This is a genomic window from Pedobacter sp. BG31, from assembly GCF_042464845.1.
GTDB lineage: Bacteria > Bacteroidota > Bacteroidia > Sphingobacteriales > Sphingobacteriaceae > Pedobacter > Pedobacter suwonensis.
On the sequence record NZ_JBHNZK010000012.1, the window covers coordinates 69,397 to 83,483 of the forward strand.

The 14,087-nt window shown below is 38.4% G+C and carries 15 protein-coding genes and 1 tRNA gene; 5 read left to right on the forward strand and 11 right to left on the reverse strand.

The features are described 5' to 3' along the window. Positions 1-158: 158 nt before the first annotated feature. Positions 159-1,316, reverse strand: coding sequence for a hypothetical protein (locus ACFE6N_RS15050; protein WP_378937734.1), 1,158 nt, complete (start codon positions 1,314-1,316; stop codon positions 159-161). 601 nt (positions 1,317-1,917) lie between these two features. On the opposite strand from ACFE6N_RS15050, the gene ACFE6N_RS15055 reads away from it, so the two are divergent. After that, on the forward strand, positions 1,918-2,418 hold the full coding sequence (locus ACFE6N_RS15055; protein WP_378937736.1) for a glycoside hydrolase family 97 C-terminal domain-containing protein: 501 nt from the start codon (positions 1,918-1,920) through the stop codon (positions 2,416-2,418). 281 nt (positions 2,419-2,699) lie between these two features. Then, on the forward strand, positions 2,700-3,206 hold the full coding sequence (locus ACFE6N_RS15060; protein ID WP_378937737.1) for a hypothetical protein: 507 nt from the start codon (positions 2,700-2,702) through the stop codon (positions 3,204-3,206). Between the two features lie 72 nt (positions 3,207-3,278). Here the strand turns inward: ACFE6N_RS15060 and ACFE6N_RS15065 are convergent. From ACFE6N_RS15065 to ACFE6N_RS15085, 5 genes are all read right to left on the reverse strand, one after another. Continuing rightward, positions 3,279-3,355 (reverse strand) — tRNA-Ala (locus tag ACFE6N_RS15065). Positions 3,356-3,464: 109 nt separating this feature from the next. Further along, positions 3,465-3,671 carry a hypothetical protein gene (locus tag ACFE6N_RS15070; RefSeq protein ID WP_378937739.1) on the reverse strand — a complete coding sequence of 69 codons (207 nt, stop codon included), beginning with the start codon at positions 3,669-3,671 and terminating at the stop codon, positions 3,465-3,467. A gap of 33 nt (positions 3,672-3,704) precedes the next feature. Further along, on the reverse strand, positions 3,705-4,379 hold the full coding sequence (locus ACFE6N_RS15075; RefSeq protein WP_378937740.1) for a CatA-like O-acetyltransferase: 675 nt from the start codon (positions 4,377-4,379) through the stop codon (positions 3,705-3,707). Beyond that, positions 4,376-4,552, reverse strand: coding sequence for a hypothetical protein (locus tag ACFE6N_RS15080; protein ID WP_378937742.1), 177 nt, complete (start codon positions 4,550-4,552; stop codon positions 4,376-4,378). The genes ACFE6N_RS15075 and ACFE6N_RS15080 overlap by 4 nt, the downstream gene beginning before the upstream one ends. 16 nt (positions 4,553-4,568) lie before the next feature. Beyond that, the gene (locus ACFE6N_RS15085) at positions 4,569-4,760 is read right to left on the reverse strand and encodes a hypothetical protein (RefSeq protein ID WP_378937744.1); all 192 of its coding nucleotides are present in this window, start codon (positions 4,758-4,760) and stop codon (positions 4,569-4,571) included. A gap of 78 nt (positions 4,761-4,838) precedes the next feature. On the opposite strand from ACFE6N_RS15085, the gene ACFE6N_RS15090 reads away from it, so the two are divergent. Beyond that, positions 4,839-5,477: a Crp/Fnr family transcriptional regulator gene (locus ACFE6N_RS15090; protein WP_378937745.1), complete on the forward strand. Its 639-nt coding sequence runs from the start codon at positions 4,839-4,841 to the stop codon at positions 5,475-5,477. 164 nt (positions 5,478-5,641) lie between these two features. After that, positions 5,642-6,268, forward strand: a complete 627-nt coding sequence (locus ACFE6N_RS15095) for a carbonic anhydrase (protein ID WP_378937747.1) — start codon at positions 5,642-5,644, stop codon at positions 6,266-6,268. Positions 6,269-6,592: 324 nt separating this feature from the next. Here ACFE6N_RS15095 and ACFE6N_RS15100 read toward each other — a convergent pair whose 3' ends face one another. From ACFE6N_RS15100 to ACFE6N_RS15115, 4 genes are all read right to left on the reverse strand, one after another. Further along, positions 6,593-7,357 (reverse strand): SDR family NAD(P)-dependent oxidoreductase, encoded by a 765-nt coding sequence (locus tag ACFE6N_RS15100; protein ID WP_378937749.1) that lies wholly within the window; start codon positions 7,355-7,357, stop codon positions 6,593-6,595. Positions 7,358-7,375: 18 nt separating this feature from the next. Further along, a complete protein-coding gene (gene kduI, locus ACFE6N_RS15105; protein ID WP_378937751.1) occupies positions 7,376-8,215 on the reverse strand; it encodes a 5-dehydro-4-deoxy-D-glucuronate isomerase in 840 nt (279 codons plus the stop codon). A gap of 1,050 nt (positions 8,216-9,265) precedes the next feature. Continuing rightward, the gene (locus ACFE6N_RS15110; protein WP_378937753.1) at positions 9,266-10,117 is read right to left on the reverse strand and encodes a HEPN domain-containing protein; all 852 of its coding nucleotides are present in this window, start codon (positions 10,115-10,117) and stop codon (positions 9,266-9,268) included. Continuing rightward, positions 10,083-11,252, reverse strand: a complete 1,170-nt coding sequence (locus ACFE6N_RS15115) for a hypothetical protein (protein WP_378937756.1) — start codon at positions 11,250-11,252, stop codon at positions 10,083-10,085. The genes ACFE6N_RS15110 and ACFE6N_RS15115 overlap by 35 nt, the downstream gene beginning before the upstream one ends. Before the next feature lie 99 nt (positions 11,253-11,351). Here ACFE6N_RS15115 and ACFE6N_RS15120 point away from each other — a divergent pair, with 99 nt between their 5' ends. Continuing rightward, positions 11,352-11,999 carry a helix-turn-helix transcriptional regulator gene (locus ACFE6N_RS15120; protein ID WP_378937757.1) on the forward strand — a complete coding sequence of 216 codons (648 nt, stop codon included), beginning with the start codon at positions 11,352-11,354 and terminating at the stop codon, positions 11,997-11,999. A gap of 552 nt (positions 12,000-12,551) precedes the next feature. Here ACFE6N_RS15120 and ACFE6N_RS15125 read toward each other — a convergent pair. Beyond that, complete coding sequence (locus ACFE6N_RS15125) at positions 12,552-14,081, reverse strand: RagB/SusD family nutrient uptake outer membrane protein (protein WP_378937759.1); 1,530 nt, start codon at positions 14,079-14,081, stop codon at positions 12,552-12,554. Between the last annotated feature and the right edge of the window lie 6 nt (positions 14,082-14,087).

The window sequence follows — 14,087 nt, forward strand, 5'->3', positions numbered from 1 at the left end:
CCTCACCTTCGTGTTTTCCGCTGCTATCGGGTTTAGGAAGCAGTGGTAATGCTTAAAATAACAAATCCCTTAGCTTTTTAAAACTATGGGTTTGAAATGTATGAATTTTAACCCTACACCCTAAACCTTCTACCTTTTACCCTCTACCTTTATACCCTCTACTTTCCATCCTTCTTCGCCTTAAACAATTTAAAATCTTGCTTATAGGTTAAGAAAAACGAATGGTTAAACTGCAGTTGTTTATCAGTATGATCTAAATCGATATGTGGTTCGAACCGCACATCAAGGTATAAATGCGGAATCAATTCTTTTTGGTAAGCATAACGTAGCGAAACAATGTTTCTGGAACTTTGCTTTAAGCCTGGACTATATAAATTATCCGAAACTGACTCGTACAGTGGCATCCCTTTAATCGAAATAAAGTTATTGCCTTTCCAGTAAGAGGCCACTAAACTTCCCCATTTACTTTCTACTCCGGCATTTAACCATAAACCAAAACCGCCCTGATAGGCCCTTCTTTTATCGGGAGAGAAATCTTTGTAAACAGCAATATAGTTATCCGTGTATACCTGCTTAATATTGCCATTAATATCTTTATGCAGTTTTATACCGGTTGCACCATTAAACATGGTAGTAATCGGGATTTCTTTCAGCACATCAATCTGTCCGCCCTGATGGAAAGCCAAAAACTGTGCGGGAATACTCAATTTCCAGTCATCATTTTTGATTAAAAAACTCTCCGTAGATAATCCACCGATAATTTCTTCTTTGGTCGGATCACCCTTATAAATCATTTTCTGCCAGGCAATCCAGGCATCTAAAGTAAATTTCTTACGCTCAACCAATAGCTGTGTACCATACTCAATCGGTGTAGTTAAAATCCTTTCAAAATCGTATAAAGGCTCAATATACCTATGCTGGATATTTCCTTCTAAGCTACCAAAAATTAAGGTAAGGTTACGCTTATGGTATTTTACACTAAACAATGGTTTGGCATCAGAAATTCCATTCCGGCCAAAATCCTTCCTGATAAAGGCACCAGCGGTAATGGCCAGGTTTGGATGTGCGTAATATACCAATTGTGGCTGTAGCTGTGTGCCATACAAGGTATAACCATCATGAAAATCATTAGTGTATTCGTAATTCCGAACGTAGTTTAAATTGTAAAAATTAAAATGAACCTCGTTTACTAAACTGCTATCGGGACGGATCCTGTTTTCGAAGGCCGATTGATTAAACTGTGCCGAGGCAACGTACGAACTGAGCAGAAAACTTATTATGGTTAAGGCCTTCTTCAGACCTGTTTTTAAAAACATGAGCTTGGGTTTTATCGCTCAAATTTAGAATAGTTTTTGGTTTATTTAACCGCAATTCATGCGAAGTTTACGCAGGGGAAACAAAGTGACAAATAAACCTTATTCTTGAATTCACAGATTAATTCCCTATCCTTTTCTTCCCATCTCCTATATGATAAGCCAGTAGCAGACTATTTTTATATTCCTGCAGATCTTAGCCCAGCTTTTAAAATAAGGCGGTAATTATCAAATGTTAAACATTCAGCTGTCAACAAATAAAAATTATTCTTTCTGCTTTTTAACAAATTTCTAATATGTCGGATTTGTATAAAAAAAAGTCCATTTGTGCCATTTTTTGTGTCTCCCATAAATTAGCTTTGTATCAGCTGATTAAAGCCATGCAATTAATTGTGTTTGATTATAGCTTGCCAAGTAATTAATTAAATATATGAATATAAGAAGACGTGGAATCAATTCTTCCTGAGATCCCCGGATTGCGGCGCATACCTTTTGTCCATTATATATTAGCGGCTCACCCTGATCTACATCAGCCTCATGTACGGCCATGTAATCACGATCATCAGCTTTTACTGTCATTACTGGTAAACCTGGCCCGATTAACATGAACAATGGATTGGCAGACCTTACCCAGGCTGGCCGTGTGGACGAACCATCACCCGTACCCTCTACTTTGGTTGGTGAAGCAGCGCGGACATTGGTCATGTTTTTAGGTGTTACGGTAATCCCTGATATTCCTGAAAATTACAAGAAACATCCGGAAATACTAGAATTTTACGCTTCTGAAAAGATGCCATGGCGGGAAAGCAAAACCATTAGTGGTGTTATTGGAGAGTATATTTCGATGGCCAGGCAATCAGCCGACGGAACGTGGCTGTTTGGTGCGGCCACTAACGAAGAACCCCGCGATCTGGAAATTCCGTTATCGTTCTTAAGTAAAGGCAACTACCGGGCAACTGTTATTCAGGACAGTAAAGATTCTGATTATCGCACGCATAAAGAAGGCTATACCTCGAAAGAATTGAACGTTACATCTGGCACTAAAGTTCGGGTAAAACTTGCTCCAGGTGGTGGTGCCTGTATTATTCTGAAAAAGACGAATTAGATCAAAAAAATTACGCGTTACCATAAAAAAACCACATATCAATTAAACTTTGTGAAGGGGTGATCATTGATTAGCGAATAGATATCGTTATGGCTAAAGTGAAAAAAACACATAATTAGACTTGAATAGTCGGTGGTTTTAACCTGAAGTCCTCAATATTTCATATATGATTTAAAGGAATAGTACGGAGTTTAATTTCCCAAAATGAATTAAGTATATTATTATTACAAAGTAAATGTTATGTCTAACGCGCTTATTCCTTTATAGCCAATCATTAAATAATGACCACATCTCAAAAATTCCTTAGACTTACGATCGTAATAATTCCGATAACAGTATTTTGTTCATCTCTCTTTTTTAAGGTGTTAAGCTACCAGTACATAAAGATAGAAACGCCAAAAGGCTACGAATTACTTTTGATGGGAGGAATAGCTATTTTGGGTGGCGGTATGCTTGAAACCATGATATGGATGGCCAATCCAATTGCACTATTTGCCATAATCCGTTTCCTGCGAGAAAACAGAACTCAAGTAAAAATAGATTCCGTTTTGAATAAACCTGTACCAAAACTTAAACGTAAAAGTAAGTGGTTCTCTTTACTCGCAACAGCCATAGCAATTTCCTTTAGTCGTTGGAATGAAGTACTTGCTGCAGAAAGTGGGTCGAAAGGAAAAATACTGGCGTTTCATACAGGTTATTGGCTTTGGATGTCAAGCTTCGCCTTATTTACAATGGGAGTTATCTTTTTTAATTTCAGATATAGAGAAACAAGAACCAGAATGAATTGATATACAAAAAGTTACTTACAGAATTCTGTAAACAAAAAAACCTTTCAGGTTTCTGAAAGGTTTTTTTTATAGTGGTGGAGAATACCGGATTCGAACCGGTCACCTCTTGCCTGCCAGGCAAGCGCTCTAGCCAAATGAGCTAATCCCCCAATTTTATATCCAATGGCAAATTAACTACACATTGAAAAACGAGCTTCCGGCCTGGGCTGCAAAAATAGCAAATACTTTCTCGAATGCAAATGATAATTTAAATTTTAATTAATCTTTAAATCTAAAGGCAAACAATCCCATCAAACAGATTACCGCAAAAGCTGATGGCATGGGATAATTAATGAACAGAAAAAGTACAAATGTGGCAATTAGCAACATCACAAAAAACATCATGGCCTTTAATGCAGTGTCCATATAACACATGGCTACAATAGCCAAAAGGTAAAATGGAACAATTACGGCGGTAATAAACATTACCGAAAATAAATATCAAATATTAATTGGATATTAAATGTTACTTAGGCTTAAAGGTTTAGATTTAAGAGGAACGTTAACCTCTTCATTATTTAACAGCGCCTGATAGTAATCTACAAACTGGGCAACATTAAATCCATCCATCAAAGCATGGTTTACATGTATAGAGACAGACATTATTTTTCTTTCGTTTTCATCTCTAAGCTTGCCAAAAGATATTTTAGGACAGCTATCCTGATAAGCATAATTTCGGGCATGTGATAAAGAAGTGAAATTTAGCCAGGGCAATGCCGAGTAATGGATTACATTTTCGCCCGATGAAGAAGGAATTAAACCGGTACTGTTTCTTACTTTTTCAATTTCCTGATTAGCTGCCTTCCTAAAATCTTCAAAATTCTCAGAGAAATCCATATAACCAAAACCAAAGGTTCCATTCGGACGGTTAATGGTGGCCGCGGCATTTATAATATCGTATTTCCAAACTTCACCATCAATAATGCGGTACCTGAAAGGCTCTACCTGGTTGGCGGCTATTAACGATTTGTGCAGATAAAGCAGGAAAAAGGAAACGTTTTGTTTTTTTGCTTCTTTGTAGGTCGTGGTACAATCTAATTCCACAGTAACTCCGAAGAAAGGCTCTTCGAAACCGCTAAAAAATTTAAAATGATCTTTTCTGATCCAGGTATTGATGTCTATTTTTTCTTTCATTCAATTAATTTTGGTAAAATCTCAGATAGACTTTCCATCTGGTAAAAATTTGCATGTTCAATGGTATGATCAATATGCTCATGCACCCAGGTAGTATGAAAAGGAATGTGAACGGCGTACCCGCCAATATTCAGTACCGGTAAAATATCAGATTTCAAGGAATTGCCCAGCATTAAAAATTCTTCAGGTTTACAGTCCAGGTGTTTGATCAGTTTTTGATAATCTCTTTCCCGTTTTATAAAGTTCAGCCAGGACGTTATGGTGGGGCATAAAATCTTCTAAAAGGCCTGCAAACTGATTTTCGGTTTCCCTGAAATAGGGCTCATTTACCCAAAGGGTATCATCCGCATCAAAAGCAATTACAGTAATCTGATTTTTCATGGTTATGCTTACTTTAGCACCACAAAAGTAAAGCAACAATTCCCTTCAAAAAAGGACATTTGTCTCGATTAAATAAATATGCTACGCACCAACCTTACTTTCTTATCTTTTATAGAACGTTTTTGTACCGAAAACAAGGAGGCAGACATTACGCTTAAAAGCTTTAAAGCAGGACATAAATTTATTGAGCAGGGCGAAAAAATCAGCAATATCTATATCATTAAAGACGGAATCAGCAAATGTTTTATTTCTGAAGAAAACGGTAAGGATTTTATCATCGAGTTTTTAGGCAAGGGCGAGGTAGTTGGCGAGCTGGAAGCGCTAAAAAAGATTACTTGTCTGTGTAATGTAGCTGCAATTAGTGATGTTACGGCTTATGTGATCCCTCATCATCTTTTTCTTTCATTGATTGATAAAAATAGCGAATTCACGATACTCCTACTTCAGGAATTGTCTACCAGAATTATACAAACCAGTACACGCGCATCTTTTCAGCAGTTATATACGCTGGAATATGCGCTTTTGAAATTGCTCAAGCTACAGGCTGATGAGCATATTTCCATTTCTAAAGAAGATATGGCAGCCTATCTGGGCATTTCCGTAAGAAGTTTTAACAGAAGTTTAAAACAGATCATCACTAAAGGAGATTTTAATACATCTGAATTTAAAAACATCCTTCAGGTAGCCCATATGAAGAAGCTACTACCAAATCTGTAAACATTTAGGGATAAAACTTGTTAGTAAAGCGATCAAAAAGAAATTTTTCTGTTAATGCCTTTAATTTCTATGCATTAATAGCAAAAGATTATTTTTGGTATTATGATTGAATAAAAACAGCTTAACAATAATTTATTTATCCAAAACGCTATTAAAGCACCATTATGAATGTAGAAGACGTTTTTAAGAACAACGAAAAGTGGATAGCAGAAAAACTATCAATTGATCCCAATTATTTTACTGAGTTATCTAAAGGACAAAGTCCGGAGTTTCTGTACATCGGATGTTCAGATAGTCGGGTTACGGCCGAAGATTTAATGGGTATACAACCAGGACAGGCTTTTGTACACCGAAATGTGGCCAACCTGGTAAATAACGTAGATTTAAACGTAATGACGGTTTTAAACTACGCTGTTCGTCACTTAAAAGTAAACCATATTGTGGTTTGCGGACACTACAACTGTGGAGGCGTTAAAGCCGCCATGCAACCTGCTGATATGGGTATATTAAATCCATGGTTAAGAAATATCCGTGATGTTTACCGGATCCACAAAGACGAGTTAAATGCCATTGAGGATGAAGGTGCGCGTTACAACCGACTCGTTGAACTGAATGTTCAGGAACAATGCGTTAACCTGTTAAAAACCGCAGCGGTGCAAGAGGCCATCACTGAACGCGGAATAACCGTTCACGGCTGGGTTTTTGATATCCATACCGGAAAATTAATCGACCTTAAAATCGATTTCGAAAATATCCTGAAAGATATTAAGGAGATTTATAATTTGTATTAACCTGAGTTCGATTATTAATATTACCTATCGGTAGCTTATATTGACGTTTGATTAATCGACCGTCACCCTGAATTTATTTCAGGGTCTTTCCTGCTAAAAAGATGCTGAAACAAGTTCAGCATGACGAATCGGTCGGGGATTGGGCGCTTATAAGACAGTGTTTTAAGTAAATAATTATCGAGTCAGTTTATTAAGTCCGCAGTAATGAGTCGCAAGTCCTCATTACTAATTGCAAAAAAAACCTCGCAGGCTTTGAAAATCTGCGAGGTTTAAATACTTCTGAACATCGACTCCTGACTAGGGACTAGAGACTAAGGACTATCCCTACCGTCCCATCCAACCGCCATCAACGGTTAAAATTGTTCCATGAACATAATCGCTTGCAGCTGAGGCCAGGAATATGGTTGGCCCTTTAAAATCTTCTGGTGTTCCCCACCTTGCAGCCGGGATACGCGATAATATAGAAGTGCTCCTATCCTGATCTTCGCGTAAGGCAGAAGTATTATCAGTTGCGATATACCCTGGCGCAATCGCATTTACGTTTACACCTTTTGATGCCCACTCATTTGCAAAAGCTTTGGTTAAGGATGCAATAGCGCCTTTACTTGCAGCATAACCAGGAACGGTAATTCCGCCCTGAAATGAAAGTAATGAAGCGGTAAAAATTACTTTTCCACTTCCTCTGGCAATCATTTCCCTACCAATTTCACGCGTTAAAATAAATGGTGCGGATTGGTTTACGGCAATTACTTCATCCCAATATTCATCAGAATGTTCAGCAATTGGCTGGCGCAAAATCGTTCCGGCATTGTTCACCAGAATATCAATCACAGGATGATCTGCTTTCACCTGAGCCGAAAAAGCCAGGGTATTTTCGCGTTTACCAAAATCGCACTGGTAAGCATAAAATTTTCTGCCCAGCGCTAAAACTTCGTTCTCAATAGCACTGCCCTGTAGTTCTAAACTTGCAGAAACACCGATAATATCGGCACCTGCTTCAGCCAAAGCCAAAGCCATGGCTTTTCCGATCCCTCTTTTACAGCCGGTTACTAATGCAGTTTTACCTGCTAAATTAAATATATTAGCCATGATGTATTCTTAAATAAATTATTTCAGTTCGTTAATGGCACAATGATCCATATCGCCATAATCTAAGTTTTCGCCGGCCATGCCCCAAATAAAAGTATAGTTGCTTGTACCTGCTCCGGAGTGGATAGACCAGTTTGGCGAAATTACTGCCTGATCGTTCTGCATCCAGATATGCCGGGTTTCTTGCGGCTGGCCCATAAAATGGCAAATACTCTGCCCTTTTGGAACTTCGAAATAGAAATAGGCTTCCATCCTCCTATCGTGTGTATGCGCAGGCATGGTATTCCAAACACTGCCCGATTTTAATTCGGTCATGCCCATTTGCAACTGGCAGGTTGATAAAACGCTGTTTACCAATAACTTATTAATAACCCTATGATTAGCTGTTTCAGGTGTACCCAATTCTACAACCTCTGCTTCGGCCTTACTTACCTTTTTAGTAGGATAGCTATGGTGTGCGGGGGCGGAGTTAATATATAGTTTTGCGGCCTCGCCGGGGGTGGCAGATTCAAAAAACACTTCTTTTGTACCTTTACCGATATATAAAGCTTCTTTATAATCCAGTTCGTATGCTTCGCCATCTGCAGTAACAATAGCTTTTCCGCCAACATTAATGATACCCAGTTCCCTACGTTCCAAAAAGTAATTTGCTTTTAAATCGTCAGGGTTTGGCAATGCTATTTTCTGCTCAACAGGCATGGCGCCACCTACAATATATCTGTCAAAATGAGATAAGGTAAGGTTTACCTGGTTGGCTTCAAATACGTTTTCAATCAGGAAATTATCCCGCAAAGCAGCGGTATCCATTTGTTTAACTTCTTTAGGACTTTGGGCGTAACGGCTTTCGAATTTATTCATTGGATAAAAAATTGAGTTTGAGAGAAATCTGAAATGGTATCAGATCCTGTCCACAAATATATTTATACGATACTTATTATTGGTATTAATCCTCAACTTTATAATCCTTTTTCATGGTTTCTAATTCCATGCATTTAAACTAGTCAGGGTGCAGAAGGATTTGTACGAAATTTATTATCGATAGGTAGTACGAAGGTTAAAAAACCGGGTAAAGCGAACTGCGGACAAATCAACAGGGCGGAAAAATCAGTTTATATTTTAGTTAATATGCACGTTTAATAGCTAAAGCGAGTTTTTTTTCAATTATTTGGAGCGCAAATTCAGTACAATTATTCAGGTTTCTTCCCGCTTTCCGTTTTACTTCACCCGATGAAATATCGGGTTCGTGCTCACTCCAATCGGGTCTAGGTGGCACGGCAGGCATTACTATTATTGTTTAATCGCACAACCAGCAAACATCAATTTTGGCATCCCTTGCACAGCCCCTTATTCATAAACCCGGTAGTAGCGGCAGCCTCCGATTCTTCATCGGAGCTATAGCGAATAACGGGGCTGCTGTTCCCGAAGAAATACTGAACATTCATTTCCTGAATAAAACAATGGGTTATATTTCATTTTCTTTATCATTTGAGTTAACATCAAAACACAGGTTATTCTTAAGTATTTGGAGAGCAGGTTTCTGTGAAATTATTTAGGTCTCGTCCCGCTTTCCGTTTTACTTCACCCGATGAAATATCGGGTTCGTGCCCACTCCAATCGGGTCTAGATGGCACGGCACACCTTAATATTAGCGGCTGGGTGCAGAATCAGCAAGCATTCTTATTAGTGTTTATTTTTTTCACAAACCGTTGTTCATAAACCCGGTAGTAGCGTGCATCCCGATTTTTCCAACGGGATAAAGCGAATAACGGGGCTGCTGTTCCCGAAGAAATACTGAACATTCATTTCCTGAATAAAACAATGGATTTATCTTTATTGCACGGCGTAAGTATTTTAGCTCATAATCAAAAAACATTTTGGGAAAACCCCGGGTGAGTTTACCAACAACACTTAACCCATACCTGCCCCGCTAACCTCTTGATCGAAATGATTGTTCATGATGCCCTGATAAACCTGTTCCGCAATTACATAAAGTAAATCTACTTTCTCAAACAGGCATACCACATCTTGCTTACCAATAACATAACTGTTTTCGTACCTTACGGCCAGATAAGCCTCATCAAGCAAATGCAATAGGCCAACCTCTTCTTCACTATCATTAAACAATGCTGAAAGCGGCTTAACATAAGGCTTAATATACAATTGATGAACCCTGATGCGGTGTGTTTTTTTATCTTTTCCCATGACCAGAATCTCAATGGCCCGATACATCAGATCAAAAACCTGATGTAGCATGAAAGTGCAGTATTCAAAATTTTGTTGTTTAAAGTAGAAGGTTGCACCTACCAAAAATTTATTGGCCTTATCAATTCCATGCCGGTAGTTGGCACTTACCTGGTCTGCAATAAACTTAGGTGTGTAACCATCAAGAAAATGACCGGATTTACTAAATAAACAATTTTGCGCAGCGGTGGCGTAGTAAAAGAATAAACTTCCCTCCAACAGGGCCTGCTCTACCTCATGTAAATGAAAAACCCGATAGCTCAGTTCCATTTGCCCGTTAAATACAATATTTAACACCGGTGTTAATTCATTTAAAATACGTACCTGTTTAAACGAAACCATAATCAGCATTTCCTGAACAGCCTTACCGGCCAGAAAGTTATTGTGGAGATAAACACATTGAACAGGAACTGCGGCCGTAATAGCCTTTAACAAATGGAACATGCTTTCATCTTTTAATGCGGCATGTTCTGGATTCAAAAACTTACTCCGCATAATGGTACCTTTCTTCAGTTTCATTTAAGGGAGGATTGGTAATGATTAAAAAAAAAGCTTCTATAATCATCAGCATGGATTCATACTGTTCAAACAGGAATTCCTTATCCAGTAATTTAATGCTGCTTTTGGTACTGAATGCAGCATAAAACCATTCCAGGAGCCCTAAACGCAGTCGCTTAATTTTTTCGGTAGTAAAGAATGACGTTACAAACAGATAGGGATTTTCGATATGCATGGCAGACAGTGTATTTACCTCGCACAGGCCTATATGGGTACCGCTGTTTTTTGACTGATCTGTAGCAGCAAGCAGGTTTTTTGGCGGAGTACCCTGATAAGTTAAGTTTTTAGCCGTAATCAAAAAACCGGCATTAAGCAGTTTGGTAAACTGGTTATAGAGGAAAAAATAATCGGCCACATCGCTCAAACACTTTTCTTCAGCCAGGGCAGCTTTATACCAGTTTTTTAGATAGGTTTTATGCCCGCTAAGGTTATCGAGGCTAAAGAAGAATTCTATTACCTTAAATGGATCGTTAAATAATTCCTGTTCAAAAGCCAAAGGCGATGTACTTTCGAATATGGCCATATGGTAATAGCGATCGATACTTTTGAAACTATTTCTGGTAATGATCCTTTCGTGTATGAGCCAACAAGCCTCCAGCATTTTTTTGGTGTTTTCGTAAAAAGGAAAAATATGTTGGTCCCAATCCAGATCGAGGTTATTTTCTAATGCGGCCAGCAACCACTCTTTATACATCACTTTATAGGTATCTGACTGGAAGAACAAAAAAATATCAAGAAAGGTAAGTTTAGGGTTTTTCACTTCGCCGCTGCTCAGTAATTTCGGACAATACTTAAGTAGTACCATTTCGCGTTCTACACCGCATTCATCAGCCGAAATCGCCTCTATAAATGCTTTATCAGTTTCAATATGGTTAAAAACCAAATCGGAATAATCGAAAAGCGGAACGAGTTTTTCATAAAATACCAACAGCTGCGCGGGGTGCTTCTGGGGCGAGAAATCGAATTCGTTACGGGGCGGATTTAACCAGTTTTTAAGAAAGTTCAAATGATAATCTACACTATTTGTAGAAAAAAAGCTTCCAATCGCACCGATAAGTGCCATCGTTTCGTTTTTAAAATTCGTGTTCGCTTCCATATTGTTTAATTTTAAAATGATTATATTAGCTAACGAATTTAGCAAAATAAAATAAGTTAATCTAATTTAAATAAGCTAAACTTATCAACAATTATTGTTATGAATGAAAATCAGCGCTTAAAAAGATTAATGGAATTATTGCATTTTAAGACTCAAAAGGAATTTGCTGCTGCATTAAATATTCAACAGGGTTCATTATCAGATATTTTAAGAGAAAGGGTTAATGTATCTAATGCGATTAAAGATAGGTTGGAGATGAAGTTCGACGTCAATTTAACCTGGCTTGAAGATGGAATTGGTGAGCCTTTCTTCAAAAAGAAGCCAGCTGTTGGCGAAAGCAAGGAAGGTGTTCCTTATTTTGATATGAGCCTGTCGGATGCGAAAGAACACATTGTGGAAGAGCAACGGGCGGAATACCTGGTCAACTATCTGCCTTTTAATGATTGTACGGCCTATTTACCGGTTTATGGTGACAGCATGGCCCCGCAGTATGCCGCAGGCGAAATTATAGCGATAAAAGAAATTACCAATTACGAAATCCTGCAGTGGGGAGAGGCTTATGTGGTGATGACGGATGAAGACAGTAACAGCCTGCGCACCATCAAACTCATTTTTCAGCACGCTGACGATACCAAACTCATCCTCCGCTCTTCAAACCCGAATTTTAAAGGCGATACGGTAATCAGTAAGAAAAATATCCAGGCACTTTATATTATTAAAGGGAAAATTACGAGGAATGTTATATAGGGGACTGAGATGAAGCCCATAGCGAGGATTTATAACGAAAAGAAGGTCTGAAGCTGCCGATGAAATGCTGGCCTTCATTTTCAAATCACAGATAGTTTTTTTTTATGGTTGGTGCGACATCAAGCATTAGGGGAATGTTCATCAGGATTAATTTATTTTATAAAAATTAATCTAAATGGCAGGGAGAACTTAAGATAAAATAATATCGTCATTTCGACTGAAGCTTACCGATTTTCATCGGTAGCGCAATGGAGAAATCTTTTAAATTTCTCGGTAACGTCGTTTAAAGATCTCTCCGCTCCGCGTTGCTCCGGTCGAGATGACGATTTTGTACTGGAATTTTAAATTATAGCCTGTCGAAACACCTTGAAACAGGCCCATCGACAAGCTACTTTTGACATACTCCCAAAAAAGTCGTCATTGCGAGGCGGGATATGAGCGAGCCGAAGCAATCTATCATATAATTTATTATCAAAAAAGATTGCTTCACTCCTGCGCGAAGTCCCTTCTTCAGTTCGCAATGACGAAGTTAAGAGCCAAAACTCACGTTATTTAATAACCCGGATTCTGATACATTTTAACCGGATCCAGTTTTACCTCATCAAAAGGAATGGGATAATACCTGTCTTTGGTGGTTACATTAGCCAGTTTAGCAATACCATAGGAAGATTGTGGTTTGGCTTTTAAGTAAGTAACCAACTCTGCCGCGGTAAAGTTCCTGATCAAATCAAACCATCTTTGGTGCTCAAAGGCGAATTCTACCCTTCGCTCATGCAAAATAGCCAGTTTTAAAGTCGGGAATTTAGCCGCATATGTAGCATCTGTTTTGGCAACCGCATAAACTGGCATACCTGCTCTTGTTCTGACCATATCCAAATATTGAATAGCTATGGCATCGTTGCCCTGCAACATATTTACCTCAGCAAGCATTAAAATTACATCGGCATAACGCATCAAGATCCAGTCGTTACCGCCATAACCGTTTTTCGTAGCCAATTCACTCGCATCGCGGAATTTTGTAATAAACCAATCTTTTACCGTAGCCTCATTTGCAAACTTTACAGAGAAATCTTTCCTTAAATCACTTGTTTCATATTCGTTGATCAGATCTAACTTCACATTGCCACCGATACCGGTAGAAACCTTTAACGAATTAATGGTTTCGCCTTTCGCCTGGTTGTTGGCGGCGATGCTTGAGCTATAATTAATATCACCTTGTTTGTAAGAAATCTGGAAAATCAATTCTTTACAGGTCGTTTTTTTCGTTACGTCGAAAACATCAGTATAGGGAATTTCGGAAAGGTTCCCAAAAGCTTTCATATTATAAGCGGCCAACAAGTAAGTATTGGCATTGCTTAGGTTTTCGGCTTTATTGTTTGGCAGGGTGGCTGCCATGGTTAAATAAACCTTTCCAAGATAAGCATTTATGGCTGCTTTAGATGTTCTTCCGATATTCGCTGTTGCCGGAAAGTTTGGTAACGTACTGTTTAACCCATCTTTTAAATCGGCTACAATCTGGTTGTAAACATCCGCTTCAGGTGCGCGGAAAACAAAGGGTATTACCTCGTCATTGGTTGATAATTGTTTTGTTACCAAAGGTACCGCCCCCCATTTCCGTACTAATTCGAAATACATAATGGCCCTGATGAATTTAGCTTCTGCAGCGTAATTTGCCTTATTAGCCTGATTGGTAAAATTCGCTTTATCAATGTTGGATAAAATGAAATTGCTTCTGGTTATGGCATTGTAAAGGGCTAACCAGTGCGCTTTCAGATAGGAGTTACTAGGTAGCAGTGAAAAATCGTTAAACTGAAAAGGTTCACCTGCATTACTCTGGTTATCATTTCTTCCAGTATCATCAGAGCGTTCATCGGTAAATAAACCACTATTTTCACCCAACGTATTACTGCTTCTTAACGATTGGTAAGCACCGTTTACCGCCAATAATACGTCATTCTCAGTTTTAAAATAATTCTCTACAGTAACAGCATTGGGATTGCTCTGTGCCAAAAAATCTTTTTTACAGGCGCTTAAGCTTAAAACTACACCCAGTGCCAAAATTGTATAAATATTGTTTTTCATTTCCTT

Coding starts and splice junctions, on each gene's coding strand:
- ACFE6N_RS15055 (WP_378937736.1), top strand. CDS start 1,918: ATGAACAATGGATTGGCAGACCTTACCCAGGCTGGCCGTGTGGACGAA.
- ACFE6N_RS15095 (WP_378937747.1), top strand. CDS start 5,642: ATGAATGTAGAAGACGTTTTTAAGAACAACGAAAAGTGGATAGCAGAA.
- ACFE6N_RS15120 (WP_378937757.1), top strand. CDS start 11,352: ATGAATGAAAATCAGCGCTTAAAAAGATTAATGGAATTATTGCATTTT.
- ACFE6N_RS15050 (WP_378937734.1), bottom strand. CDS start 1,316: ATGTTTTTAAAAACAGGTCTGAAGAAGGCCTTAACCATAATAAGTTTT.
- ACFE6N_RS15085 (WP_378937744.1), bottom strand. CDS start 4,760: ATGAAAAATCAGATTACTGTAATTGCTTTTGATGCGGATGATACCCTT.
- ACFE6N_RS15100 (WP_378937749.1), bottom strand. CDS start 7,357: ATGGCTAATATATTTAATTTAGCAGGTAAAACTGCATTAGTAACCGGC.
- ACFE6N_RS15060 (WP_378937737.1), top strand. CDS start 2,700: ATGACCACATCTCAAAAATTCCTTAGACTTACGATCGTAATAATTCCG.
- ACFE6N_RS15110 (WP_378937753.1), bottom strand. CDS start 10,117: ATGAAACTGAAGAAAGGTACCATTATGCGGAGTAAGTTTTTGAATCCA.
- kduI (WP_378937751.1), bottom strand. CDS start 8,215: ATGAATAAATTCGAAAGCCGTTACGCCCAAAGTCCTAAAGAAGTTAAA.
- ACFE6N_RS15125 (WP_378937759.1), bottom strand. CDS start 14,081: ATGAAAAACAATATTTATACAATTTTGGCACTGGGTGTAGTTTTAAGC.
- ACFE6N_RS15090 (WP_378937745.1), top strand. CDS start 4,839: ATGCTACGCACCAACCTTACTTTCTTATCTTTTATAGAACGTTTTTGT.
- ACFE6N_RS15075 (WP_378937740.1), bottom strand. CDS start 4,379: ATGAAAGAAAAAATAGACATCAATACCTGGATCAGAAAAGATCATTTT.
- ACFE6N_RS15080 (WP_378937742.1), bottom strand. CDS start 4,552: ATGCTGGGCAATTCCTTGAAATCTGATATTTTACCGGTACTGAATATT.
- ACFE6N_RS15115 (WP_378937756.1), bottom strand. CDS start 11,252: ATGGAAGCGAACACGAATTTTAAAAACGAAACGATGGCACTTATCGGT.
- ACFE6N_RS15070 (WP_378937739.1), bottom strand. CDS start 3,671: ATGTTTATTACCGCCGTAATTGTTCCATTTTACCTTTTGGCTATTGTA.